The organism is Clostridium sp. JN-9 (genome assembly GCF_004103695.1).
Lineage (GTDB): Bacteria > Bacillota > Clostridia > Clostridiales > Clostridiaceae > JN-9.
The window spans coordinates 772,448-795,773 of sequence record NZ_CP035280.1 but is presented as its reverse complement, the minus strand read 5'-3'; the positions used below and the strand labels follow the sequence as shown (position 1 = coordinate 795,773).

The following is a 23,326-nucleotide window of genomic DNA, read 5'->3' as shown; positions in this document are numbered from 1 at the left end:
TATATTAGAAATCTCATAATTTGTATAGTATGAATCCATTTCTTCAATTTATTTTACTTTTTTGTGCCATTTTATTATAAAATAATGTAAAATAAAATTAAGGTATATTTTATATTGATTCAATTTTATTTTTACAAAAGGGGGTTGTAAATATGCAAAAAAAAGAAATTATTGCCATGATTCTCGCCGGCGGGCAAGGCAGCAGGCTTGGAGCTCTCACCAAAGGAAATGCAAAACCAGCTGTACCTTTTGGAGGCAAATACAGGATTATTGATTTTACCTTAAGTAATTGTTCTAATTCTGGTATTGATACCGTTGGTGTGCTTACTCAATACAGACCTCAGATATTAAACACTCATATAGGCATAGGGAGTCCCTGGGATTTAGATAGAAATACAGGCGGTGTAAGTATCCTTCAGCCATATATGAAAGAATCAGGTGGAAAGTGGTACAAAGGAACAGCAGATGCCATTTTTCAAAACAGACATTATATTGATTCATTTAATCCTGATTATGTTCTTATTTTATCAGGTGATCATATTTATAAAATGAATTATGCAAAAATGCTTGAATATCATAAAGAAAAAAATTCTGATGCTACAATAGCTGTATTTCAGGTCCCTATATCTGAAGCCAGCCGATTTGGAATAATGAATACTGATGAAAATAATAAGATATATGAATTTGAAGAAAAGCCAAAGAAACCAAAAAACAATCTGGCTTCTATGGGTATATATATTTTTAATTGGAAATTGCTGAAAAAGTATATGCATGAAGATGAAAATGATGAAAAATCAAGCAACGATTTTGGCAGGAATATAATACCAAGGCTTCTTGAAGGTTCAAAAAATGTTTATGCTTATCCATTTGAGGGCTATTGGAAAGACGTTGGCACAATAGAAAGCTACTGGGAGGCCAACATGGATCTGCTCCACGATGAGAATGGCTTAGATATGCATGACCAAAGCTGGAAAATATATTCTGTAAATCCAACAAGACCTCCTCAATATATAGGCCCTGGCTCTGATATAAAGGACTCATTTATAGCTGAAGGCTGTATTGTGCTTGGTAAAGTATATAATTCTGTGCTTTTCCCTGGAGTTTATGTTAGTGAAGATTCTACTATAAAGGATTCAGTAATAATGCAGAATACAAGAATAGGTAAGGGCTCTTTAATTAGTAAGGCTATTATAGGAACCAATGCAGATATTGCTGCTGAATGTACAATAGGAAATAATAACGAAATTGTAGTAATACCTGATAATGGTAAAGTAAAGAGAATCTAAATTAATATATTTAAGAAGAGAGGTTTTATTATGCTGTCAGACTATATGTCCATAGTTAGCTTAACTGAAAATGAAGATCAAATTAAAAGTATTACAAAAAACAGACCGCTGGCTTCTATACCAATTGGAGGAAGATACAGAATAATAGATTTTACTTTGTCAAACCTGGTTAATTCAGGAATAAGAAATGTTGGAATACTTACTCAAAGCAAATCAAGATCATTAATTGATCATTTGGGATCAGGAAAGCCCTGGGATTTAGACAGAAAACTTAATGGACTGTTTATTTTTAATTATGGCATGGGCTCTTCATACTTTAATGATATAGAAATGTTAAAAAACAACCTGGAATACTTATACAGAAGTAAAGAAGATAAAGTAATACTTACCTGTTCTTACATGATTGCTAATTTAAGCTATATAGATGCTGCAAAATTTCATGAAAAGTCAGGAAAAGATATTACAATTATATATAAAAAAATTAATGATGGTAAATTAAATTTTAAAGATAGAAATGTATTAAATCTGGATAATAATAATAATGTGCTTGGAGTAGGTAAAAATATCGGCACAAAGAATGAACTTAATATATCCATGGACATGTTTATTATGAGTAAAAAGCTTCTTATAGATATATTAAATAAATGTATTGAAACTGGTTACTTTGGATCTATAAGGGAATGGATCTATAAGAACATCGAAAAATTAAATGTAAATGCATTTGAATTTAATGGATATCTTCAATGTGTCAGCTCCATTAATTCATATTACAAAGCAAATATGGACATGCTCAATCTGGATATAAACAAAGAGTTATTCTTTAAAAATGGCTTGATTTATACAAAAGTTAAAGATGAAGCACCTACTAAATATGTAAATGGCTCATCTGTTTCAAATGGATTGATTGCCAATGGCTGTATTATTAAGGGCAGCATTAAAAATAGTGTAATAAGCAGACGCGTAGTAGTGGAAGAAAATGCTGAAATAGAAAATTGTATAATAATGCAGAATTCTATAGTAAAAAAAGGTTCCAGACTAAAAAATGTAATTATAGATAAAAATATTATTATTGAGGAAAACTCAGAATTAAAAGGTGACTTGGAATTCCCTCTTGTCATAGAAAAAAGGACCTTAGTATAATTCAAAACTTAATAAAAATATACTATAAGGAGTAATGAGATTATGAAAATACTTTTTGCAGCATCCGAATGTTACCCTTTTTTAAAAACCGGGGGTTTAGCAGATGTAGCCTATGCTCTGCCAAAGGCACTTAGGAAACTCGGCATAGATGCAAGAGTTATTCTTCCAAAATATAATGATATAAAAGAAGAATTTAAAAATTCAATGATCCATAAGGGCAGTTTTAATGTACCAGTTGGCTGGCGCAATAAATTCGGCGGGCTGGAGTATCTTGAATATGACTCAGTTCCATTCTATTTTATAGACAACGAATATTACTTTAAACGAGGGGGTGCTTATGGATATTACGATGATGGAGAAAGATTTTCTTATTTTTCAAAGGCAATACTTCAATCCATCTACTATATGGATGACTTTACTCCTGATATTATACACTGTAATGATTGGCAGACAGCCATAGTTCCTGTTTTATTAAAAGACCTGTATAAAGATTCTCAAAGCCATAGAAATATTAAAACGGTTTATACTATTCATAACCTGAAATATCAGGGAGTTTTTGGAGAAAGTGTTCTTTCGGAACTGTTATGTTTAAATTCCGGTTATTATAATGAAAGTGCATTAAAATTTTATGATGGGGTATCATTTATGAAAGGCGGCATAAATTATTCCGATAGAATAACTACGGTAAGCTGCAGTTATGCCAGTGAAATTCAAACCCCGGAATATGGTGAAAAGCTTGATGGTCTGCTGCGTTCTCAAAATTCAAAGTTACAGGGAATCGTAAATGGTATAGACTATGATTTATACAATCCTGTAGTTGACAAGGATATTTATGTAAACTATGATTCTTCAAGCATAGACAAAAAAAATATTAATAAGACGCGTCTTCAAAAAGATCTTGGACTTCCTGAAGATGCTGATATTCCTATGATAGGCATTGTATCAAGATTAGTCAGTCAAAAGGGCTTTGATTTAATTAAGTGTGTCATTGAAGAAATACTGCAGGAAAATCTGCAATTGGTGGTACTGGGCACAGGTGAGCAGCAATATGAGGACATGTTTAAATTTTTCAAATGGAAATATCCATCTAAAGTTTCAGCTAATATATTATTTGATAATAACTTAGCTCAAAAAATTTATGCAGCTTCAGATTTATTTTTAATGCCATCCTTGTTCGAGCCCTGCGGTATTGGTCAGCTTATAGCATTAAGATATGGCAGCCTGCCTATTGTACGTGAAACAGGCGGATTAAAAGATACTGTGCATTCCTATAATGAAAATACCTGTGGGGGAAATGGATTTTCATTTACTAACTACAATGCTCATGATATGCTATACACAATTAGAAGAGCACTTAACTTTTATAAAAATAAAGATATTTGGAACAAGTTGGTTATAACAGCAATGAATGAAGATAATAGCTGGAATAATTCTGCCGACAAATACTTAAAACTTTATAGTGAAATATTGTAACTTAAGCAGCCCCCATGTTTTTATCACATGGGGGCTTTTATATTCTATTCTTTATATGACATTAGCCACTGTTCCATTCTGTCACAGCATACCTTTAACTGATCCATGCTGTATGCATAAGAAATTCTGAAATAGCCCTCTCCCCCTTTTCCAAATGCAGAGCCTGGTACTGCTGCCACAAGGGCTTCCTGAAGCATTTTTTCGCAAAACTCTTCACTGCTTTTAAATTTACTGCTGATCCTTGGAAACATATAAAAAGCACCCTGGGGCAGATTAACTTCAATTCCCATTTTAATTAATCTGTCATACATATAATCTCTTCTATTTTTGAATTCTCTGCACATTTGCTCTGCATCCTGAAGGCAGTATTTTAATCCCGCCAAAGCTCCCCACTGAACAATGGATGGAGCGCAGGAAACATTATACTGATGAACTTTCATAATTCCTTTCATTAAATTTTCATCTGCACATACATACCCAAGTCTTAATCCAGTCATTGAAAACATTTTAGAAAATCCGCTTACTAATATTACTTTGTCTCTTATTTCATTGTTTTGTGCTATGGAATAATACTTGCTGTCAAATATCATAGAGCCATACATTTCATCAGTTACTACAATTATATCCTTTTGTTTCAAAAGCTCTGCTATTTTATCTCTTTTTTCTTTTGATAAAATTGTACCTGTTGGATTACATGGATAGGAAATAACCAGTACTTTAGGCTTTTCAGAATCCATTAGCTGTGATAAACTTTTTGCATCTATTGTAAAGTCTTTTTCCAAATCATAATTAATAACTTTTCCTCCAAATAACTTTACGCAGCTTTCATAAGCCGGATATGCTATGGTTGGAATAAGTACTTTATCTCCGCTGTTAATTAGTGCTGCAAATACATCCATGAGACCTTCACTGCCCCCAACGGTGACACATATTTCATCTGCTTTATACTCAATGGAGTTACTTTTTAAATATCTGCTTATTTCTACTCTCAGCTCTTCAATGCCTGCATTTGAAGTATATGTAGTTTTGTTTTCATTTATGGCCCCAATCATTGCCTCTTTTATCTTTGCAGGCACAGGAAAATCAGGCTGCCCCAGAGTAAGAGAAACAGCATTTTTATATTTATACACCTTATTAAAGAATTTTCTTATACCTGAAATTTCAATATTATTCACATTGCTTGACATGATTTGTTCAAATTTGTTTTTATCCATATATAATATGCCCCCTCATTTATAATGTATATATTATAACCTATCAGTAAAAAAAGTGGTATTACCCCTTTAAATTACTAAATTTATTTATTATAATAATATTATTCATTATAAGCAGATTTTGTTATAATATGTTGGAATATATTATGTTGGAGGTAATATTATGGAATTGAATTTAACAGATCCTTATGAAATAGCTAAGTTCATAAAAGAATCTAAAAAAGCAACACCTGTTAAAGTTTATATAAGCGGAAACTTATCTTCCTGTGACTTTGGGAATATAGAAAGCTACAGCTCTGAAAACTTTAATATACTTTTTGGTGAAAGTAATGAGGTTTCAGATTTTTTATTAAAGAATAAAGATAAAATTAAAAAATACAGGATAGAGCAGGATAGAAGAAATTCTGCAATTCCCCTTTTAAATCTACTAAGTGTTGATGCAAGAATTGAACCAGGTGCAATTATAAGGGATAGAGTAACCATAGGAAAAAATGCCGTAATTATGATGGGTGCTGTAATAAACATAGGTGCTGAAATAGGTGAAGAAACTATGGTGGATATGAATGCTGTAGTTGGTGCCAGAGGAAAGCTTGGTAAAAGAGTTCATTTAGGTGCAGGAGCAGTTGTGGCAGGTGTTCTTGAGCCGCCAAGCAAGTCACCATGTGAAATAGGCGATGATGTTTTAATAGGAGCAAATTCAGTTATACTTGAAGGAGTAAAAATTGGCAATGGCTCTGTGGTTGCAGCAGGATCTGTAGTAATAGAGGATGTTCCCTGCGGAGTTGTAGTTGCAGGTACACCAGCTAAAATAATTAAATCTGTAGATGTTAAGACCAAGGATAAAACCAAGATTTTAAATGATTTAAGAAAGTAAAAAACTCCAGTAAAGTATCAGTTGCGATATTTTACTGGAATTTCATTATACTATGTCATATACCTTTTCTTTTTCTGCATCATCCAAAGTACTGTCATTTTCACTGACATCTTCAGTTGTACTTTGCTGATCTTTTACTTCTTCACTTTCCTCATTGTCTTCTTTGCTTACCTTTTCCATTTTAGAAATAGATACCTCATAAGCTACCTTTTTTATTACTTCAGTATCATTAATTTTCTTTTGATATTCTCTGCTCTGCAGTCTTCCCCATATTCTTATATTGTCACCAACTGTTAAGTCATTACAGAACCTGGAATTTCTCCCCCAAGCTATGGTTGGTATATAATCTGATTTATTATATGCACGGTTAACTGCTATAAGCATATCTGCAATTTCCCTTCCAAAGGGAGTTGTCCTATACACTGGCTCCTTACAAATATATCCATCAAGGAATATCTGATTTGGATTTTTACTTTTTTCAATACAATATTGAATGTTTCTTGCAAATACTGTTAATATGAGCCTGTTAGCTCCATCTACAAACTTATTATAAGACCTTAACTGACCATCAATAGCTAATTCTGAGCCTATGCTTATGTTCATTCCCCCTATTAATCTTTCAGAAACAGTTATCAGTAAAATGTCCTTTGCATCACTAAGCCTTGGAACCTCAAAGTAAAATGTATAAAATCCTTCTCCATACATTTCGTGACTAAAAGTCAGCTCTGATTGAACCTGTCCCTCTAAATAAATTTTATTGTTTAGCATTAAATTGTCCATTGTACCCCCTCTTTCCCTTGGTTTCTTAAAACTTTTATACAACATATATCTATTCCCATGGAATTAAAAATATACTATGTAAATTATTTTTCTATTATTTTTTTTCTTAAGTAATCTATATCTATTCCTTCTATTAAAGAAATTGTAATTAATGAAATAACAGCATATATTTCATCTTCATTGTGATATTCCCCATGAATTGGAATCTCTATGGGTTCCAGCATTCCAAAAGAATTATTATTTAAATTTCTCTGGAGGCAGTAAATTAAATGACCCTCTTCATCTCCCACACTGGAAACGGTAACAGTGTTTTTATTGCCATAGCCGTAAGTTATAATATTCCCATATATACTGGTACTTATTTCTTTTTCACTTAGGTTATCTACATTTACCAGGCAGTAGCTGCAATTTAAATTTTTAGCTTTTGTTTTTAAATTATTATTTACAATAATATAATTATAGACTCCATTGTCTTTTACAAGATTGCATGGAATTATCTCTAAATTTAATTTTAATTTATCTATTAAAAGGCTAATGCTCCTGGTAAAATCAGGACTGTCCTCTAATATAACCACAGTGTTCATATTAACAACTCCCATTAACATATACTTAATGTTAGTTTTAACTGCAGTTAATTTTTTATACCTAATAAATTATACATATACTGTCCTCTTCCATTATAATACAAATGGATTACTATTTTCAATATTTTACAGTATAAAATTCCAAATTTATATACTTTGTAAAAAAATGCTGCACAATTTGCAGAAAACATATAGATTACCTTTGTTTAAATTGTTTTCCCTCACTATTAAAATAATAATTATCCTTATAAATTAGATCTCCAGCCTTTACAAAAGTATATCCTGAACTTTTAAGTTTTTCTATTATCCTTGGCAGTGTTTTAGTAGTATGATTACCATAATTATGAAAAAGGAAAATGGATCCATTTTGGGTTTTCTTCATAATTCTTTCATATTCTATTTCTTCTCCCTGCTGCATCCAGTCAATACTGTCTGCATCCCACTGAATACAGTAATGATTAGTTGATTCAATTATATTTATTACAGAATCATTATAGTTTCCTTCAGGACATCTTACCAATGTAGGTTTCTCGCCGGTTATTTTTTCAATAAGATTATCGTTTTTATTTATTTCCTGAATTATTCTATCCTTTGATACCCTTGTAAAGTCAGGGTGATTATAGGAGTGATTTCCTATTTCATGGCCTCTTTCATATATCTGTCGTACAAGCTCTTTATTGTCCTCTGCCCAGGCACCTACAATAAAAAATGTGCATTTTATATTGTATTTGTCCAGTATATCAAGAATCTCTTTAGTATGATCCTGTCCCCAGCTCACATCAAAGGTTATTGATACTTTTTTATCTGCAGTGTCTACACTGTAAATGGGCAATTTCCTTTTTACTGGCATAAATGCTCCAGTATTCTTATAATTAAATAATATTGATGATGCTGCACCAAAAAACAACAGTATTAAAACCATAATTATTTTTTTATTTCTTTATTAATCAAATTTTACACCCCTAAACTGATTTATATTGCCCTGGTTTCATTAATATTCCACTTTATTTAATATTTTCAGTGGGATGAATGCTTATACCGCTTGAATAAAATATGGAATATGTGTATATAATATTATTAAAATCAAACGTCTTGAAACGGGCGTTATGCTATCGTTAATGAATTGGTTGCAATTCTTGATAGTGAAAGTCTTAAAGAATATAACTCAGTTTTATTAATTTTCGAGTTAATAAAGAAAGTTATTAGTATTTAAGAGCCCCACGCCTTTAGGCATGGGAGTTTCAGATAAAGGAGGCTTTTATTATGGCACTTGGAGAATCTGGTAACGGTAGAACACAATTGATTCCTGATGTACATCCAATACTTGATAATATGAAATATGAAATTGCTGAGGGTTTTAATTTAGGAGTTCATCAGGGCTCTGAAGATTACTGGGGTAAAGTAACTTCTAGAAACTGCGGAAGAGTTGGAGGAGAAATGGTTAAACGTCTCATTTCCAAAGCTGAAAATGATTTAACTCATGGTAAGTAACAAAAATTGCACCTAACCAGGTGCAATTTTTTATTTTATTTCATAATATCATTTGTATATGTTATAATAATTAAAGAAAAAACTTATGAAACATTTTCTGTGGAGGTTGAATAATGTGTAAAGATACCTTAGAATTAGCTGAAAACAAGCTTTTGCTTTTGTATATATTTAGTAAAATGAAATTTTCTGTATCCAATACTCAGATTACTCAAATAATTCTTGAAAATAACTTTATAAACTATTTTACTCTGCAGCAATATCTGACGGAATTGGTATCTGCTAATTTTATAATAAATATTAAGGAAGGTAATAGACACAAATATTCAATTACCAATAAAGGTAAAAAGGTTCTTTCCTTATTTCAAGAGAGAATATCTAAAAATAAAATAGATAAAATAGACGACTATTTAAAAAAACATATGGAAAATATTAAAAAAGAGGTAACTTGTACTGCAGACTATACCATTGATAATAAAAACAATTTTATAGTTGATTTAAGGGCTTTGGAAAATGACTTATTATTAATAGATTTAAAATTATCAGTAGGCTCCAATAAACAGGCAAGAGAGCTTTGCACAAAGTGGAAAAATAATTCTTCAAAGCTTTACAATGAAATAATTAATATTCTAATTAATAATTAGATAGTATCATACCTGTAGGCTCTCCACCTATAGGTATAATTTTTTTATCTTCACTAAAAATGTTTACCTTAATAAGCAGATTATTATAATTGTCTCCAACAAATACAAATTGATTATATTTAATTATTCCACGAGGCATACCACCAATATTTATTTTTTTCATTACCTCATAATAATTAATATCCACCACACTTATAAATCCCTCTCCAAAGTTTGAAACAAAGCAGTATCTTTCATCACAAACCATATCCACAGGGCAGTTTCCAACAGGAATCCTATATATCATTTTGAAGTTTTTCATAGAAATTATTCCAATACTTCCTCTGTAATCTGAACCAATGTTGCTTTCACAAACAAGTATATATTTATTGTCCACAGTAAATATGGCCTTTGTAGGATATGAACCCACCTTAATACTTTTAGTTTCATCCTTATTATGACAGTCAATAAGTGTTATGCTATCGTTTTCCATATTAGAAACAACTAAAATTCCTGTCTCTTTATTAATTGCAATGCTGTGCGGTAAATTGCCGCATGGAATTTCCTCGGATATTTTATTTTTTATTAAATCAAATACTACTACATTGTTTGATTCTCCGCATATGATGTAAGCATTATTATCATATACAATTACATCGTTACAGTGCATACCTATGAAGTGCTTCGATTCCTCTCTCCCCTGCTTTGTATCTATAACAGAAATATTATTACTATAACTATTTGCAGTTATTATTTTATCATGGTATTCACATATTCCATGAGGCCCAATTCTGTCGGATAAGCCGGTATTCAAGGTTATCTTGCTTTCCTCTCTAAACTCTTCAACATTAACTTTTGATATGCAATCCGATGAAGTATTACAAACATATATATAACTCATATGAATCTAACCTCCTCTAAAATATACTATGAAAATTACATAATAAAGTTAATAGAAATCGCTAAAAATTTTAGTTATATATACTCTGAACTATAAATAATATTGAAAAACATGCCCATGTAGGGTATAATTTATTTGTTTATACACGCATATAACTTTACGGTGAGGTGATATTATGTACAGCCATAATCCTACTGGAGTTTGCTCAAGAACTGTTAATTTTGATATAGTTGACAACAAAGTGGTAAAGGTTAATTTTTCAGGGGGCTGTGAAGGAAATTTACAGGGAATAGCTTCTTTAATAGAAGGTATGGACGTAAATGAAGCAATTAAAAGATTAAAGGGAATCAGATGTGGTTCAAAGGTAACTTCCTGCCCAGATCAATTGGCTAAAGCCTTAGAACTTTATAACAAAGAATAAAGATTAAAGATTAAAGAACAAATAATGTGGATTTTCGGCTTTGGCCGAAAATCTTTAATTTGAGTTTTGCTGTAAGCAAAACAGCAATATTTGTTCCCTGTTCTTTAATCTTTTATGCTTTGGGTATAAGGCTCTTTTATTCAATAGTGTTGATGGAGTAACAAATTCCCGTTAGGGACATGTCAATTAAAACTGATTTCAGCATTTCTCATATTTATATATGTATTTTGAATATTAATTTTACTTATTTCTTCTATAAATATATTTATTGCAAATGAAATATTATTAAAATTAGAACTCTTTAAGAATTTGAATAAGCTCAAATAATTATTTAAATACTTTGTTGCTACTCCTCTAAAACGGTACATCCATTCCATGCAGTCACGTCTATATTTTACTGCTTCAGAGCTATTATCAAGAGGTTTATTGATCTCCCTTATTTTCTTTCTTTTAAAGAACAGAGCAAAAAATTGCTTTGGCCTTGAACATGCCTTTTTATTATTATTGAGTATTTTGCCAATAAAATTGTCAATATCATTTGCATACATTCTGCCTGTACCCACAGCTCTGGAATAAATATTATTATGCAAATCCAGAGCTGTAAGTACACAAACCTTTTTATTTGTAATATTTATATGGCTTACACTTTTGTCATGTACTCTTTTTTCATCATGTTCAATATTTTTCTGTCCCTTCCGGGAAAATTTTAAGAAGAAATTTTCAAGTTCAAACTCTCCATGCATTTTATTTTGTTTAATCGTTTTTAAAGCAGAGAGCAACTTGTGTCTCCAGTAAAATAGTGTTACATAAGAAATGCCAATTTCCCTGGCTGCCGCCTTAAGGGACAAGCCATCAAGGGTACACCTAATGAATGCTTCCCACTTTTCAGGAAAGTGAGTCCTTGCAATTGGTGTATTTGTAAAGTCATTAAAAGTTTTTTTGCAGCCTCTGCATATATATCTTTGTTTACCATAGTATTTCCCATATAATACAGTGTGGGTGCAGTCACAGTACGGGCATTTTCTCTCAGGTGTCTGCCTTAATGCAGCAAAATAAGATAACATATTTATATCAGCACATTTTTTTATCTCCATAATAATTTTATATCCCTTCAGTAATATATACTTAACTTAATTATTGCCAGTATAGGTTTGTCCTAATCACATCAACACTATTATTTAAAAGAGCTATATGTGTCTATAGAAAGTAAATATCTAATCACCTTTAGCAGTCCCAAAAATCCTTGAGGATTGGATATTTTATGACAGCTACGGTGAAGATATTTATTACTTTCTATATAGCTAACAGTATCGGAGAAGGATAGAGCTAAAACTAAAAAATAAAAATAAATACTATACAATATATTGTATGTAAATTCGTTAGTGCCACAGCTCCCTAAATTTAAGTTTTGCCCAAAGGCAAAACAACATTATTTGTTATTTAATCTTTGTTATTTAAAAAGGAGTATTTCAGAACTACTTTTAAAGTAGTTCTGAAATACTCCTTTTTATTGTTTTCCTCATATCACCTATCATGTATAATGAACCGCTTATAAGGAGCAAATCACCTTTTTGCATATATGAAACTGCCTTTTTCAGTGCCTTTTCATAATCATCAATGTTCTCACAATTTCTGTTATAATTCAAAATTGCATTCTTAAGCTTATCTGAGCTCTCTGCCCTTGAACTGTGAGGGCTCACTGTTATTATTTTATCTGCCATGGGAGCAATTTGACTAATCATGGCATCAATTTGTTTATCCGCCAATATTCCTAAAATCAAAATCATTTTATTATATTTGAAATATGTTTTAACGCTGTCTGTGAGCTTTGTGATTCCATCAATATTATGTGCCCCATCAATTACTATAAATGGCTCTTTACTCATTACTTCCAGTCTTCCAGGCCATTTTACTTTGCTCAAAGCAGTTTCTATGCTGCCTTTCTTAAGCTTTACTGCTCCTGCCTGAATTAACTGCTCTGCTGCATATATTGCAGTAGCACAGTTAAGAAGCTGGTGCTGTCCCAGAAGTGATAACTTAATATGATAAGTATCTTTATTGGATTTTACCACTATGGATTGTGTAAAGTCACTATTCATAGGATTTAATTCATCTTCATAAGCCACAGAGTTTTTATTTACATTAATTATTTTACTGTTCATTTTTAAGGCAGTGTCTTCTATGACCTGCTGTGCCTCAGGCTCCTGAGGATAAAGCACCAAAGGTATATTCTTTTTAATTATACCTGCCTTTTCATGTGCTATTTCACCTAATGTATTTCCCAGAATATTCATATGATCATAGCTTATGGAAGCTATTACACTAACCAGTGTTCCAAATCCGTTTCCTGCTGTAAGTACATTGGTGGAATCAAGTCTCCCCCCTAATCCAACCTCCATAACGGCATAATCAACCTTCATTTTATAAAAGTAATAGAACATGGCACAGGTTATAATTTCAAATTCCGTTGGATTGTCATAGCCTTCCTTAAGTACCTTGTCTACAGCCTCTGCCACCTGAGTTACTGCTTCAGCTAAATCAGATTTTGGTATATTAACTCCATTAATTTGAATTCTCTCTTCAAATTCCTCAAGGTATGGTGATGTATACATACCAACTTTATACCCTGCTTCTCTCAGCATTGTGCTGAGCATAACAGTAATAGAGCCTTTCCCGTTAGTTCCGGCAATGTGTACACATTTTAACTTTTTATGGGGATTCCCCAGGTGTTCCAGAAGTTTTTCAGTTCTGGAAAGTCCAAGGTTGCTCCCAAATTTAGCTGTATCATTTATATACTCCATGGCTTCATGATAATTCATTTGTAATGCGCCCCCAATTACATATTTACTTTAAGCCCTGTAATCTTTGAAGAACAGCTTTCAGCATTTCATTATATTTATCGCCCTTTGCTCTTTCTTCATTGACTACTGATTCAGGAGCTCTGGATACAAACTTCTCATTTGAAAGTTTATTTTCAACTCTTTTAATTTCACTTTCCAGTTTTTCTTTTTCCTTATTTAATCTTTCCAGCTCTTTTTCCTTATCTATTAAGTCAAATAGAGGAATAAATATTTCACCTGCCGAGGTAACTACTGAAACTGCATTATCAGGTACCTGTTCCTTGGAATTTAAAAATTCAACGGAGCTTGCAGAAGCCAGTTTTTCAAAGTAAACTTTTCCTTCTTCAAAGGCAGGCTTAGATTCATTTTCTGTAATGAATGCCATTATCTTAGCCTTTCTGGAAGGTGGTACATTCATTTCTGTTCTCACATTTCTTATGGATTTAATGGCTTCAATTATATATTCCATTTCTTTCTCAGCTTTTTCATTGTGCAGTGCTTCCTCATATTCAGGCCATTTTGATATTGTTATGGATTCATATTGTCTTTCCAGATGAAGATAAATTTCCTCTGTAATAAATGGCATTACTGGGTGAAGGAGCTGCAGTCCAATGGTTAATACTTTGTTTAATACATTATAAGCAACACCCTTTGCCTCTTCATCATCACCATACATAACCGGCTTTACAAGTTCAATGTACCAGTCACAGAATTCTCCCCACATAAAGTCATAAACCTTCTGTGAAGCTATTCCCAGTTCATATTTATCAATATTGGAAGTAACCTCTTCTACTATAGTATTTGTTCTTGATAATATCCATTTATCTGCCAGTGAGTAATTATGGCAGTTTTTATATTTTTCCATAAGATCTCTGTCTAAGTTCATTAGTACAAACCTTGATGCATTCCAGATCTTGTTTGCAAAATTTCTTGCTGATTCTACCTTTTCCTCATAGAATCTTATATCACTGCCTGCTGCATTACCTGTAATCAGCATAAATCTTAATGCATCAGCACCATATTTATCAATTACATCCAGTGGATCCACGCCATTACCAAGAGATTTTGACATTTTTCTGCCCTGAGAATCTCTTACTATGCCATGAATCAGCACAGTTTCAAAAGGTACCTCTCCCATATTATGAATACCTGAGAATATCATTCTGGCCACCCAGAAGAATATAATATCATAGCCTGTTACCAAAGTTGATGTTGGATAAAAATATTTTAAGTCCTCAGTTTCATCAGGCCAGCCTAATGTTGAAAATGGCCACAGTGCCGATGAGAACCAGGTATCAAGTACATCCTTATCCTGCTGTAAATTACTGCTTCCACAGCCATCACATTTCTTCGGTGCATCTACTGAAACTATAACCTTTCCGCAGTCTTTACAGTACCATACAGGTATTCTGTGTCCCCACCACAGCTGTCTTGAAATACACCAGTCCTGAATATTTTCCATCCAGTTAAAATATATTTTATCAAATCTTTCAGGCACAAACTTTGTTTCCTTGTTTCTTACAGCTTCAATAGCCGGCTTTGCAAGGCCTTCCATTTTTACAAACCACTGTTTTGAAACCATTGGCTCCACAACTGTACCGCATCTGTCGTGACAGCCTACATTATGACTGTGTTCTTTTACTTTAACCAGCAGTCCAAGCTTTTCTAAGTCTGAAACAATTAATTTTCTCCCCTCATATCTGTCCAGGCCGTCATATTTTGTACCAGGCTGTCTTATAGTGCCATCCTCATTCATTATTATGATTTCATCAAGGTTATGTCTCTTTCCAACCTGATAATCATTTGGATCATGAGCAGGAGTTATTTTAACTGCACCTGTTCCAAATTCCATGTCCACGTAGTCATCAGCTATTATTGGTATTTCTCTGTTAACCAGTGGAAGTATTAATTTATTTCCAACTAAATGAGTATATCTTGAATCCCTTGGATTTACTGCTACTGCAGAATCTCCAAGCATGGTTTCAGGCCTTGTGGTAGCTATCTCTAAGAATTCATCGCTTCCTACTACTGGATATTTAATATGCCAGAAGTGCCCTTCCTGCTCACTGTATTCAATTTCAGCATCTGACAATGCTGTTTTACATTTTGGACACCAGTTTATTAATCTGTTTCCCTGATAAATTAACCCTTCATTATATAATTTTACAAACACCGTCTTAACAGCTTTATCAAGCTTTTCATCCATAGTAAAGCTTTCTCTTGTAAAATCTGCGGAACATCCCATTTTCTTAAGCTGTTTTCTGATTCTTTCCCTGTATTCATCAGTCCACTGCCACACTTTTTCAAGGAAAGCTTCCCTTCCCATTTCTTTTTTCTTAAGTCCTTTTTTAAGAAGCTCATTTTCTACCTTGACCTCAGTTGCAATGCTGGCATGATCCTCACCTGGAAGCCACAAAGTGCTGTATCCCTGCATTCTTTTTACCCTTATTAAGAAATCCTGCATGGCATTATCCAGTGCATGACCTAAATGCAGTTTTCCTGTAATATTAGGAGGAGGCATCATAATTGTGTATGGCTTTTTACTTTTATCCACTTTAGGTGTAAATAACTTTTTTTCCTGCCACCATTCATATATTTTGTCTTCGAATTCTTTTGGATCATATGTTTTGCTGATATTTTTTGAATCTTCCACTTTATACACCCCGCTAAATATGTTTATATATTTAAATAATAATTTTTACCAATAAAAAAAGCCTTCATCCATAAAAGGACGAAAACTCGCGGTACCACCTTTTTTCCTGCTTTAAGATAAACTATGCATGTTTACGTATTGTTTATCATACCAGGCTCTTAATTAATAACGGTTAAGAAAACCGTCTTTACTTACTGTACAGCACACAGCCGTGGTTCTGTAAAGATGCTCCAAAGCTACCTTCAAGGCTTTACATATAGAAAGTTTTTCATCCACAGAACTTTCCTCTCTTAATATTTACATCCTCTACTCCTCTTCTTCTCAGCATCACAACTATTACATTTTAAGTATATTATAACCTTATTAAAAAAACTGTCAAGAAAAATTATCTAAAAAAGTCAAGGCTTTTTTCTGATCATTAATTGAGAAAGTAATAAAGTTATTATATATATCATAATTGAATATGTATAATATAAAATATACTTGTCTATATTATTCACAGGATTTTGTAAATTAATCACTTTAATAAAACTTTGTGCCCTAAGCACAGCGAAAGGAATGAACGTTATTATTATGGAAAATAAAAATTATAAATTTTTAAAAGAGTGGTCAGTTAAAAGAAAAAGAGGTAAGCTTTTATATATATTGATTAATAATTTTACTGTTGCATTAGTAGTACTAATACTTTATATATTTTTTATACTTTTAGCATTTGGTATAAATCGCCTTACAAATAAAACATTTTTGGTGAAAACCTTTTGTCAAATAACTTTGCTTTTTATTCCTATAACATTATGTAGTTTAAGACAATGGAAAAAATATGAACAAAAATATATTGAACTAACAGAAAAACTTAAATTTATAGAAACATAAGTAAAATTAATATGGAAAATACATATATAAATATGAGAAATGCTGAAATATATTTAATTAGCTTGTCCCTAACGGGAATTTGTTACTTTATCAACACTATTGAATAAAAGAGCCATATATCTAAAGCAGGAAAGATTAAAGAACATTCTTTAATCTTTGTTCTTTGATCTTTAATCTTTATTCTTTTAAATAAGTCTGCATTCATTTGCACATTGCCTGCAGGTGTCTGCACAGGTTTTGCAGTGCTGATCCTGAAACATATCACATTCAGTTGCACATCTTTCACAAATTTCAGCACATAAGCTGCAGACTTCCTTTATGCTTGTGCTTACCCTTGACATAAAACAATATGCTGCTGTACATATTTCAGAGCAGTCCTGAAGTGTTTTAATACAGTTTGTTCTTTCCTTAACATCATTTTCTGACAAGCACAGATGAAAACACTCCTGGCATATCTGAACACATTTAACACATGCATCTATACATATCTGATGGGGATTATCATTTTTCATAAGGGATAAGGGCAGAAGATCCATTGTTGTATTCATATTATTTTCCTCCAATTTAAGTTATTAAACTTAAATTTATCTTTTACTCATCATTTAGAAAATATTCATTGTATAAATAAAAATGCCCTGATGTGAGGACATTTTTTATAAAATTTCAATGTTATATTATAACCTTTAAGTTCTTGGATCCGCAACTACCATAACATCCACATATTTTGTGCCTCTCATTATTTTTCTCACAATGGATCCCTTTAAAATTTCATGTGTCCTGGTTCTGGCAGACTGACCTATTATTACCTGAGTTATGGCATTTTCTTTAGCAAATTCAATAATAGCCTCTGCGGGATCTCGTGCAGCAGCAACCTTAAATTCTGCTCCAAGCTTCATGCATAGTGCACTTAAATCATCTAATTTTTTAAGTGTTTCCCTATCTGTGGTATATTTCTCACTTTTTATATTTAAAATAAAAAGAGGAGCCTTTAGCATTTTTGACAATCTGTAGCCACGTCTTATAAGGTATTCTGCATTAAAATTTAAATTCACGCATACTAGTATTTTTTCCTGTGCCCCAATAAGTCCATCAACGCTTTTTTCATTCTTATATTCCATAAGGTGCTCATCAACTTCGTTTGCCACTTCTCTTAATGTTAATTCTCTTAATGCATTAAGGTTGCCTACCCTAAAGAAGTTATTTAAGGCAGTTTCCACTTTGTCACTGCTGTATATTTTCCCCTGTCTCAGCCTATCCCTTAAGGCATCTATGGAAATATCAATAACTTCAACCTCATCAGCATAGTCCATTATAGTGTCTGGAATGGTTTCCCTTACCTTTACTCCAGTCATCCTGTTTACATAATCATTTAGGCTCTCGAAATGCTGTATATTTACTGCTGTCATTACACTAATACCATTATCTATTATTTCCAGTACGTCCTCATATCTCTTTTCATTTTTACTGTAAGGTACATTGGTATGAGCAAGTTCATCTACAATTACAATCTGAGGTTTTCTTTTTAGTATAGACTCAAGATCCATTTCTTTTAGTGTAACATTCTTATAAACTACCTGTTTTAAAGGAACCACTTCAAGATCACCTATCTGGTCTATGGTGCCCTTTCTTCCATAGGTTTCAATGAGACCTATAACAATGTCTATTCCATTTTCCTTCATTTCATGGGCATCCCTCAGCATCTGATAGGTTTTTCCCACTCCCGGTGCAGCGCCTATATATATTTTTAGTCTGCCCTTGCTTGCTCTTTCAATTTCTTTTAAGAATTGATCCGGCGACTTATTGTTCATAACACACCTCGAAAAGTTGTTTATTTATTTAATAGTTTTAAATTAAGTGTTAATACATTAACTCTTTCCTGCCCGAATAATCCTAAAAATTTACCACTCTTAGTACTGTCTATTAATTTATTTACATCATTAACAGACATTCCATTTGCCTTAGCAACTCTTTCTGCCTGGAGTCTGGCTGATTGCACAGATATTTCCGGGTCTAGTCCTGAGGCAGAAGCTGTTATCATATCTGCAGGCACATCCTGTTTTTTAACAGTTGGATTCTTGGCTAAAAAATCCTGAAGATTTTTTTCAAGATTCTTTTTAAATTCAGGATTTGACATTGCAGTATTAGTACCTCCTGATTTGGAAGCATCATAATTAACAGCTGAAGGTCTTCCCTGAAACCATTTGTTATCAGTAAAGCTTTCCCCTATTAATGAAGAACCAACAAGTACATTTTTATTATATACTAAACTTCCTTTTGCCTGCTTAGGGAAAAACAGATTTGAAATTCCGGTGACAACAAGCGGATATATTACACCTAATATTATAACAAAAATTAAAGTAAGCCTTAACCCTTTTTTAACTTCATTCATATAAATTCCCTCTTTTCACTTTACGAAAGATATATCAAGATCTAAACGAATAACCTGACTATCATATCTATTAACTTTATACCTATAAATGGAGTTATGACTCCTCCCACACCATACAACAGCATATTCTTTGCAAGTATTGCATTTGCAGATGCAGGTTTATACTTAATGCCTCTCATGGCAATTGGTATTAATGCTGGTATTACAACTGCATTAAAAATCAAAGCTGAAAGTATGGCACTATTAGAAGATGCTAATCCCATTATATTCAATACTCCTATAGATGGCAGAGTAGCTGACATAATAGCAGGCAGTATTGCAAAGTATTTTGCAACATCATTTGCTATGCTGAATGTTGTAAGGGATCCTCTTGTCATAAGAAGCTGCTTCCCTATTTCAACTACCTCAATAATTTTTGTAGGGTCTGAATCCAAATCTATCATATTGGCAGCTTCCTTGGCAGCCATAGTCCCGCTGTTCATGGCAAGTCCCACATCTGCCTGGGCAAGTGCAGGAGCATCATTGGTTCCGTCTCCTGTCATAGCAACAAGCCTTCCCTGAGACTGCTCTTTTTTTATTGCAGTTATTTTATCTTCAGGCTTGGCCTGTGCTATAAAATCATCAACTCCAGCTTCTCTTGCTATGGTTTGTGCTGTAAGAGGATTGTCTCCTGTTACCATTATGGTTTTTATTCCCATGGCTCTCAGCTGCTTAAACCTTTCCTGCATTCCGGGTTTAATTATATCCTTAAGGTAAATAACTCCCATTATATCATTTTCTTTTACTACTACTAAAGGTGTTCCCCCTAATTTTGATATTCTTTCAACTTCACTATCCAAATCAGCTGGAATAACCCCATTATTTGATTTTACATATTCCTCCACTGAAGCTGAGGCTCCTTTTCTCACAGCCATACCATTTTTAAAATTCATACCGCTCATCCTTGTTTCAGCTGTAAAATCTATTACTTCAGCATCTTCCTCTATGCCTGCTTCAGCCTTTACTCCCAGCTTATGTGCCAGCTCTACAACTGAACGCCCTTCAGGTGTATTATCTTTAAGTGAAGAAAGAAGAGCATAATATGTTACCTCCTTTGAAGTGTGTCCTCCAACAGGAATAAATTCATCTGCCATTCTGTTACCAAATGTAATAGTTCCTGTTTTGTCCAAAAGCATAGCGCTTATATCACCTGTTACTTCAACTGCACGGCCGGACATGGCAATAACATTAAACTTAGTTACCCTGTCCATTCCTGCAATACCAATGGCTGATAAAAGTCCTCCTATGGTGGTAGGAATTAAGCATACCAAAAGTGCTATAAGAGTAGATATATCTATATTTATTTTTACAAATCCAGCAATAGGAATAATTGTCCATACTACCACTAGAAAAATAATGGTGAGGCTTATTAAAAGAGTGCTTAATGCAAGCTCATTGGGTGTCTTCTGCCTGGCAGCTCCCTCCACAAGACTTATCATCTTATCCAGAAAGGATTCGCCGGCACTTACAGATATTCTTATTTTAAGGCTGTTTGTCATAACCTTTGTACCGCCTGTAACTGAATTGAAATCACCATCAGCCTCTTTTATTACGGGAGCTGATTCACCGGTAATGGCAGATTCATCTACAGATGCAATACCTTCAATAATCTCACCATCGCTTGGTATTATTTCTCCTGCAGAAACCTGAACAACATCACCCTTTTTAAGCTCAGATGAACTTACTATTTTTATATTTCCATTCTTATCTATTAATTTTGCCTGTGTATCCTTTTTAGTTTTCTTAAGTGTATCTGCCTGTGCCTTTCCTCTTCCTTCTGCTATAGATTCTGCAAAATTTGCAAAGAACACTGTAATAAACAATACCAAAGATATGGTTAAATTATATCCAAAGCTTTGGGTGGATTTAAAGACTCCTGGAAAAATAGTAACAAGCAGAGTAAGTAACGCACCTAGTTCAACAATAAACATAATAGGATTTTTTATCATAAATTTGGGATTCATTTTCTTAAATGAACTAATTATAGAATTTTTCATTATGCCTTTACTCATAGTATTAATCCTCCTTAAACTAAGCTGAGAAATTCTGATATTGGCCCCAGAATTAAAGCTGGGAAAAATGTCAGTGCACCGACAATTATAATAATTGAAACAAATAAAACTCCAAAGAGAGCATTGTCCGTTCTGAAGGTTCCTTTAGATGGTTCAAGCTTAGTCTTTTTAGCCATTGATCCTGCTATGGCCATAAGCAAAATTATAGTTGCATATCTTCCTATAAACATAACTACACCTGTAAGCATATTCATATAAGCTGTATTGCCAGCAAATCCTGCAAATTCCGAACCATTATTTGCTGAAGCTGTAGTAAACTCATAAATCATCTGGGTAAGTCCATGAAAACCTGGATTTGTTATGGAAGATACTGCATTACCCGAAACTATAGTTATAGCAGATGCAAATAATATTAACAAAGGATGAATAAGTATAGCCAGAGCTGCAAATTTTATTTCCCTTGTTTCAATCTTATTGCCCAGATATTCCGGTGTTCTTCCTACCATAAGTCCTGTTATAAAAACTGTTAATATGGCATAGAGTATAATGTTTTGAATACCTGATCCGTCTCCTCCAAATATGGTGTTAAGCATCATAAATATTAATGGTACTCCGCCTCCTAATGGAGTGTATGAATCATGCATAGAATTTACTGATCCTGTAGTAAAGGCTGTAGTCACCCCGGCAAAAATTGCAGAATCACCTGAGCCAAACCTGGTTTCCTTTCCCTCCATATTTCCAAGAGAATTATTTATGGACATCTGTGTAAATGGCTTTCCTGCATGTGCTTCAGAATAAATTCCTACAGAAGTCAATGTTACAAAAATAATCATAAGGGAAATAAATAACACCCTTGAGTGTTTCTTACTTCCTGTCATAAGTCCGAAGGTATACACCAAAGCCGCAGGAATCATCATCATAGATAACATTTCTATTAAATTAGTAAATGGATTTGGATTCTCAAAAGGATGAGCTGAATTGGCTGCAAAAAATCCTCCTCCATTTGTGCCAATGTGCTTTATAGATTCCAATACTGCCACAGGTCCTGTTATTATAGTTTGTACTCCTCCCTGCAAAGTGCTGGCTTTATGAACTGCACTGAAAGTATCAGGCACACCCTGAGATACCAGAATCAAAGTTATTACTATTGAAAATGGAAGCAGCAGCCTTGTAATTATTCTTGTAAAATCCACATAAAAGTTTCCAAGGTTATCTCTCTTCTGTGCAATACCTCTCATTATGGCAAATGCAGTTGCTATACCTGAAGCTGCTGAAGCAAACATTAAAAATACAATGACCAGCATCTGAGATAAAAATGTTATCCCATTTTCTCCTGCATAATGCTGCAGATTTGTATTTGTCATAAAGCTTACTGCGGTATTAAATGCTAATGCCACATTCATTCCCTTGGCACCTGTTGGGTTAAAGGGAAGTAATGCCTGTACAAATAAAATAATAAAAGCTATAAAAATCATAATAATGTTTGTAATAAAAAAAGCCTTTGAATACTTCTTCCAGTCCATTACAGACATTTTATCAATACCAATAGCTTTGTAAATAAAATTATCAATGGAATTAAATATTCCTTTTTTTGATATATCATCACATCCTGCTATTTTATAAAGATATGTTCCCAGTGGTTTAGTCACTGCTATTAAAATTAAAATTATTATTGCCAGTTCCAAATAAGTCATATAAAATCCTCCTTGCTGCTATAATCAGCTAAAACTTTTCAG

The 23,326-nt window shown here is 32.9% G+C and carries 21 protein-coding genes and 1 other annotated feature; of the genes, 8 read left to right on the top strand and 13 right to left on the bottom strand.

Going from position 1 to position 23,326, the window contains the following annotated elements:
• Positions 1-152: 152 nt before the first annotated feature.
• Genes EQM05_RS03820 through glgA form a run of 3 tightly spaced genes read left to right on the top strand, consistent with a single transcriptional unit; the run spans position 153 to position 3,899 of the window.
• Entirely contained in the window at positions 153-1,286 is a 1,134-nt protein-coding gene (locus tag EQM05_RS03820; protein ID WP_128748811.1) for a glucose-1-phosphate adenylyltransferase, read from the top strand.
• 30 nt (positions 1,287-1,316) lie between these two features.
• Positions 1,317-2,426 (top strand): glucose-1-phosphate adenylyltransferase subunit GlgD, encoded by a 1,110-nt coding sequence (gene glgD, locus EQM05_RS03815; protein ID WP_128748810.1) that lies wholly within the window; start codon positions 1,317-1,319, stop codon positions 2,424-2,426.
• 42 nt (positions 2,427-2,468) lie between these two features.
• Positions 2,469-3,899, top strand: a complete 1,431-nt coding sequence (gene glgA, locus EQM05_RS03810; RefSeq protein WP_128748809.1) for a glycogen synthase GlgA — start codon at positions 2,469-2,471, stop codon at positions 3,897-3,899.
• Positions 3,900-3,943: 44 nt separating this feature from the next.
• Here the strand turns inward: glgA and EQM05_RS03805 are convergent, their stop codons facing one another.
• Positions 3,944-5,113, bottom strand: a complete 1,170-nt coding sequence (locus EQM05_RS03805; RefSeq protein ID WP_128748808.1) for an aminotransferase class I/II-fold pyridoxal phosphate-dependent enzyme — start codon at positions 5,111-5,113, stop codon at positions 3,944-3,946.
• Between the two features lie 163 nt (positions 5,114-5,276).
• Between EQM05_RS03805 and dapD the strand changes: the two genes are divergently transcribed.
• Positions 5,277-5,987, top strand: a complete 711-nt coding sequence (gene dapD / locus EQM05_RS03800; protein WP_128748807.1) for a 2,3,4,5-tetrahydropyridine-2,6-dicarboxylate N-acetyltransferase — start codon at positions 5,277-5,279, stop codon at positions 5,985-5,987.
• Between the two features lie 45 nt (positions 5,988-6,032).
• Here the strand turns inward: dapD and EQM05_RS03795 are convergent, their stop codons facing one another.
• From EQM05_RS03795 to pdaB, 3 genes are all read right to left on the bottom strand, one after another.
• Positions 6,033-6,767 carry a single-stranded DNA-binding protein gene (locus EQM05_RS03795; protein ID WP_128748806.1) on the bottom strand — a complete coding sequence of 245 codons (735 nt, stop codon included), beginning with the start codon at positions 6,765-6,767 and terminating at the stop codon, positions 6,033-6,035.
• 83 nt (positions 6,768-6,850) lie between these two features.
• Positions 6,851-7,351, bottom strand: coding sequence for a hypothetical protein (locus EQM05_RS03790; RefSeq protein ID WP_128748805.1), 501 nt, complete (start codon positions 7,349-7,351; stop codon positions 6,851-6,853).
• 196 nt (positions 7,352-7,547) lie between these two features.
• The gene (pdaB, locus tag EQM05_RS03785) at positions 7,548-8,273 is read right to left on the bottom strand and encodes a polysaccharide deacetylase family sporulation protein PdaB (RefSeq protein ID WP_128748804.1); all 726 of its coding nucleotides are present in this window, start codon (positions 8,271-8,273) and stop codon (positions 7,548-7,550) included.
• 341 nt (positions 8,274-8,614) lie between these two features.
• On the opposite strand from pdaB, the gene EQM05_RS03780 reads away from it, so the two are divergent.
• On the top strand, positions 8,615-8,842 hold the full coding sequence (locus EQM05_RS03780; protein WP_128748803.1) for an alpha/beta-type small acid-soluble spore protein: 228 nt from the start codon (positions 8,615-8,617) through the stop codon (positions 8,840-8,842).
• A gap of 113 nt (positions 8,843-8,955) precedes the next feature.
• On the top strand, positions 8,956-9,483 hold the full coding sequence (locus tag EQM05_RS03775) for a DUF4364 family protein (protein ID WP_128748802.1): 528 nt from the start codon (positions 8,956-8,958) through the stop codon (positions 9,481-9,483).
• Here EQM05_RS03775 and EQM05_RS03770 read toward each other — a convergent pair.
• Positions 9,473-10,363 carry a YncE family protein gene (locus tag EQM05_RS03770; protein WP_128748801.1) on the bottom strand — a complete coding sequence of 297 codons (891 nt, stop codon included), beginning with the start codon at positions 10,361-10,363 and terminating at the stop codon, positions 9,473-9,475. The two genes, EQM05_RS03775 and EQM05_RS03770, sit on opposite strands and share 11 nt — an antisense overlap.
• A gap of 175 nt (positions 10,364-10,538) precedes the next feature.
• Between EQM05_RS03770 and EQM05_RS03765 the strand changes: the two genes are divergently transcribed.
• The gene (locus tag EQM05_RS03765) at positions 10,539-10,784 is read left to right on the top strand and encodes a TIGR03905 family TSCPD domain-containing protein (RefSeq protein ID WP_128748800.1); all 246 of its coding nucleotides are present in this window, start codon (positions 10,539-10,541) and stop codon (positions 10,782-10,784) included.
• A 182-nt stretch (positions 10,785-10,966) separates the two neighbouring features.
• On the opposite strand, the gene EQM05_RS03760 is transcribed toward EQM05_RS03765, so the two are convergent.
• From EQM05_RS03760 to EQM05_RS03750, 3 genes are all read right to left on the bottom strand, one after another.
• The gene (locus EQM05_RS03760) at positions 10,967-11,878 is read right to left on the bottom strand and encodes an IS1 family transposase (protein ID WP_128748799.1); all 912 of its coding nucleotides are present in this window, start codon (positions 11,876-11,878) and stop codon (positions 10,967-10,969) included.
• Between the two features lie 387 nt (positions 11,879-12,265).
• On the bottom strand, positions 12,266-13,603 hold the full coding sequence (locus EQM05_RS03755) for a folylpolyglutamate synthase/dihydrofolate synthase family protein (RefSeq protein ID WP_128748798.1): 1,338 nt from the start codon (positions 13,601-13,603) through the stop codon (positions 12,266-12,268).
• A gap of 25 nt (positions 13,604-13,628) precedes the next feature.
• Positions 13,629-16,277, bottom strand: a complete 2,649-nt coding sequence (locus EQM05_RS03750) for a valine--tRNA ligase (RefSeq protein WP_128748797.1) — start codon at positions 16,275-16,277, stop codon at positions 13,629-13,631.
• A gap of 71 nt (positions 16,278-16,348) precedes the next feature.
• Positions 16,349-16,609 (bottom strand) — a binding site (T-box leader).
• Between the two features lie 241 nt (positions 16,610-16,850).
• On the opposite strand from EQM05_RS03750, the gene EQM05_RS03745 reads away from it, so the two are divergent.
• The gene (locus tag EQM05_RS03745; RefSeq protein WP_128748796.1) at positions 16,851-17,150 is read left to right on the top strand and encodes a hypothetical protein; all 300 of its coding nucleotides are present in this window, start codon (positions 16,851-16,853) and stop codon (positions 17,148-17,150) included.
• Between the two features lie 185 nt (positions 17,151-17,335).
• Here the strand turns inward: EQM05_RS03745 and EQM05_RS03740 are convergent, their stop codons facing one another.
• The 5 genes from EQM05_RS03740 to kdpA form a co-directional block, all read right to left on the bottom strand.
• Entirely contained in the window at positions 17,336-17,698 is a 363-nt protein-coding gene (locus tag EQM05_RS03740) for a four-helix bundle copper-binding protein (protein ID WP_128748795.1), read from the bottom strand.
• Positions 17,699-17,833: 135 nt separating this feature from the next.
• Positions 17,834-18,958 (bottom strand): KdpD-like non-kinase potassium sensor, encoded by a 1,125-nt coding sequence (gene kdpDN, locus EQM05_RS03735; RefSeq protein WP_128748794.1) that lies wholly within the window; start codon positions 18,956-18,958, stop codon positions 17,834-17,836.
• Between the two features lie 20 nt (positions 18,959-18,978).
• Positions 18,979-19,539, bottom strand: coding sequence for a potassium-transporting ATPase subunit KdpC (gene kdpC / locus EQM05_RS03730; RefSeq protein WP_128748793.1), 561 nt, complete (start codon positions 19,537-19,539; stop codon positions 18,979-18,981).
• A 41-nt stretch (positions 19,540-19,580) separates the two neighbouring features.
• The gene (gene kdpB / locus EQM05_RS03725; RefSeq protein ID WP_128748792.1) at positions 19,581-21,590 is read right to left on the bottom strand and encodes a potassium-transporting ATPase subunit KdpB; all 2,010 of its coding nucleotides are present in this window, start codon (positions 21,588-21,590) and stop codon (positions 19,581-19,583) included.
• A gap of 14 nt (positions 21,591-21,604) precedes the next feature.
• On the bottom strand, positions 21,605-23,284 hold the full coding sequence (gene kdpA / locus EQM05_RS03720) for a potassium-transporting ATPase subunit KdpA (RefSeq protein ID WP_128748791.1): 1,680 nt from the start codon (positions 23,282-23,284) through the stop codon (positions 21,605-21,607).
• Between the last annotated feature and the right edge of the window lie 42 nt (positions 23,285-23,326).

Bases quoted from the DNA above. Each gene is read 5' to 3' on its own strand.
- EQM05_RS03820 (WP_128748811.1), top strand. From the start codon at position 153: ATGCAAAAAAAAGAAATTATTGCCATGATTCTCGCCGGCGGGCAAGGC.
- glgD (WP_128748810.1), top strand. From the start codon at position 1,317: ATGCTGTCAGACTATATGTCCATAGTTAGCTTAACTGAAAATGAAGAT.
- glgA (WP_128748809.1), top strand. From the start codon at position 2,469: ATGAAAATACTTTTTGCAGCATCCGAATGTTACCCTTTTTTAAAAACC.
- EQM05_RS03805 (WP_128748808.1), bottom strand. From the start codon at position 5,113: ATGGATAAAAACAAATTTGAACAAATCATGTCAAGCAATGTGAATAAT.
- dapD (WP_128748807.1), top strand. From the start codon at position 5,277: ATGGAATTGAATTTAACAGATCCTTATGAAATAGCTAAGTTCATAAAA.
- EQM05_RS03795 (WP_128748806.1), bottom strand. From the start codon at position 6,767: ATGGACAATTTAATGCTAAACAATAAAATTTATTTAGAGGGACAGGTT.
- EQM05_RS03790 (WP_128748805.1), bottom strand. From the start codon at position 7,351: ATGAACACTGTGGTTATATTAGAGGACAGTCCTGATTTTACCAGGAGC.
- pdaB (WP_128748804.1), bottom strand. From the start codon at position 8,273: ATGGTTTTAATACTGTTGTTTTTTGGTGCAGCATCATCAATATTATTT.
- EQM05_RS03780 (WP_128748803.1), top strand. From the start codon at position 8,615: ATGGCACTTGGAGAATCTGGTAACGGTAGAACACAATTGATTCCTGAT.
- EQM05_RS03775 (WP_128748802.1), top strand. From the start codon at position 8,956: ATGTGTAAAGATACCTTAGAATTAGCTGAAAACAAGCTTTTGCTTTTG.
- EQM05_RS03770 (WP_128748801.1), bottom strand. From the start codon at position 10,363: ATGAGTTATATATATGTTTGTAATACTTCATCGGATTGCATATCAAAA.
- EQM05_RS03765 (WP_128748800.1), top strand. From the start codon at position 10,539: ATGTACAGCCATAATCCTACTGGAGTTTGCTCAAGAACTGTTAATTTT.
- EQM05_RS03760 (WP_128748799.1), bottom strand. From the start codon at position 11,878: ATGGAGATAAAAAAATGTGCTGATATAAATATGTTATCTTATTTTGCT.
- EQM05_RS03755 (WP_128748798.1), bottom strand. From the start codon at position 13,603: ATGAATTATCATGAAGCCATGGAGTATATAAATGATACAGCTAAATTT.
- EQM05_RS03745 (WP_128748796.1), top strand. From the start codon at position 16,851: ATGGAAAATAAAAATTATAAATTTTTAAAAGAGTGGTCAGTTAAAAGA.
- EQM05_RS03740 (WP_128748795.1), bottom strand. From the start codon at position 17,698: ATGAATACAACAATGGATCTTCTGCCCTTATCCCTTATGAAAAATGAT.
- kdpDN (WP_128748794.1), bottom strand. From the start codon at position 18,958: ATGAACAATAAGTCGCCGGATCAATTCTTAAAAGAAATTGAAAGAGCA.
- kdpC (WP_128748793.1), bottom strand. From the start codon at position 19,539: ATGAATGAAGTTAAAAAAGGGTTAAGGCTTACTTTAATTTTTGTTATA.
- kdpB (WP_128748792.1), bottom strand. From the start codon at position 21,590: ATGAGTAAAGGCATAATGAAAAATTCTATAATTAGTTCATTTAAGAAA.
- kdpA (WP_128748791.1), bottom strand. From the start codon at position 23,284: ATGACTTATTTGGAACTGGCAATAATAATTTTAATTTTAATAGCAGTG.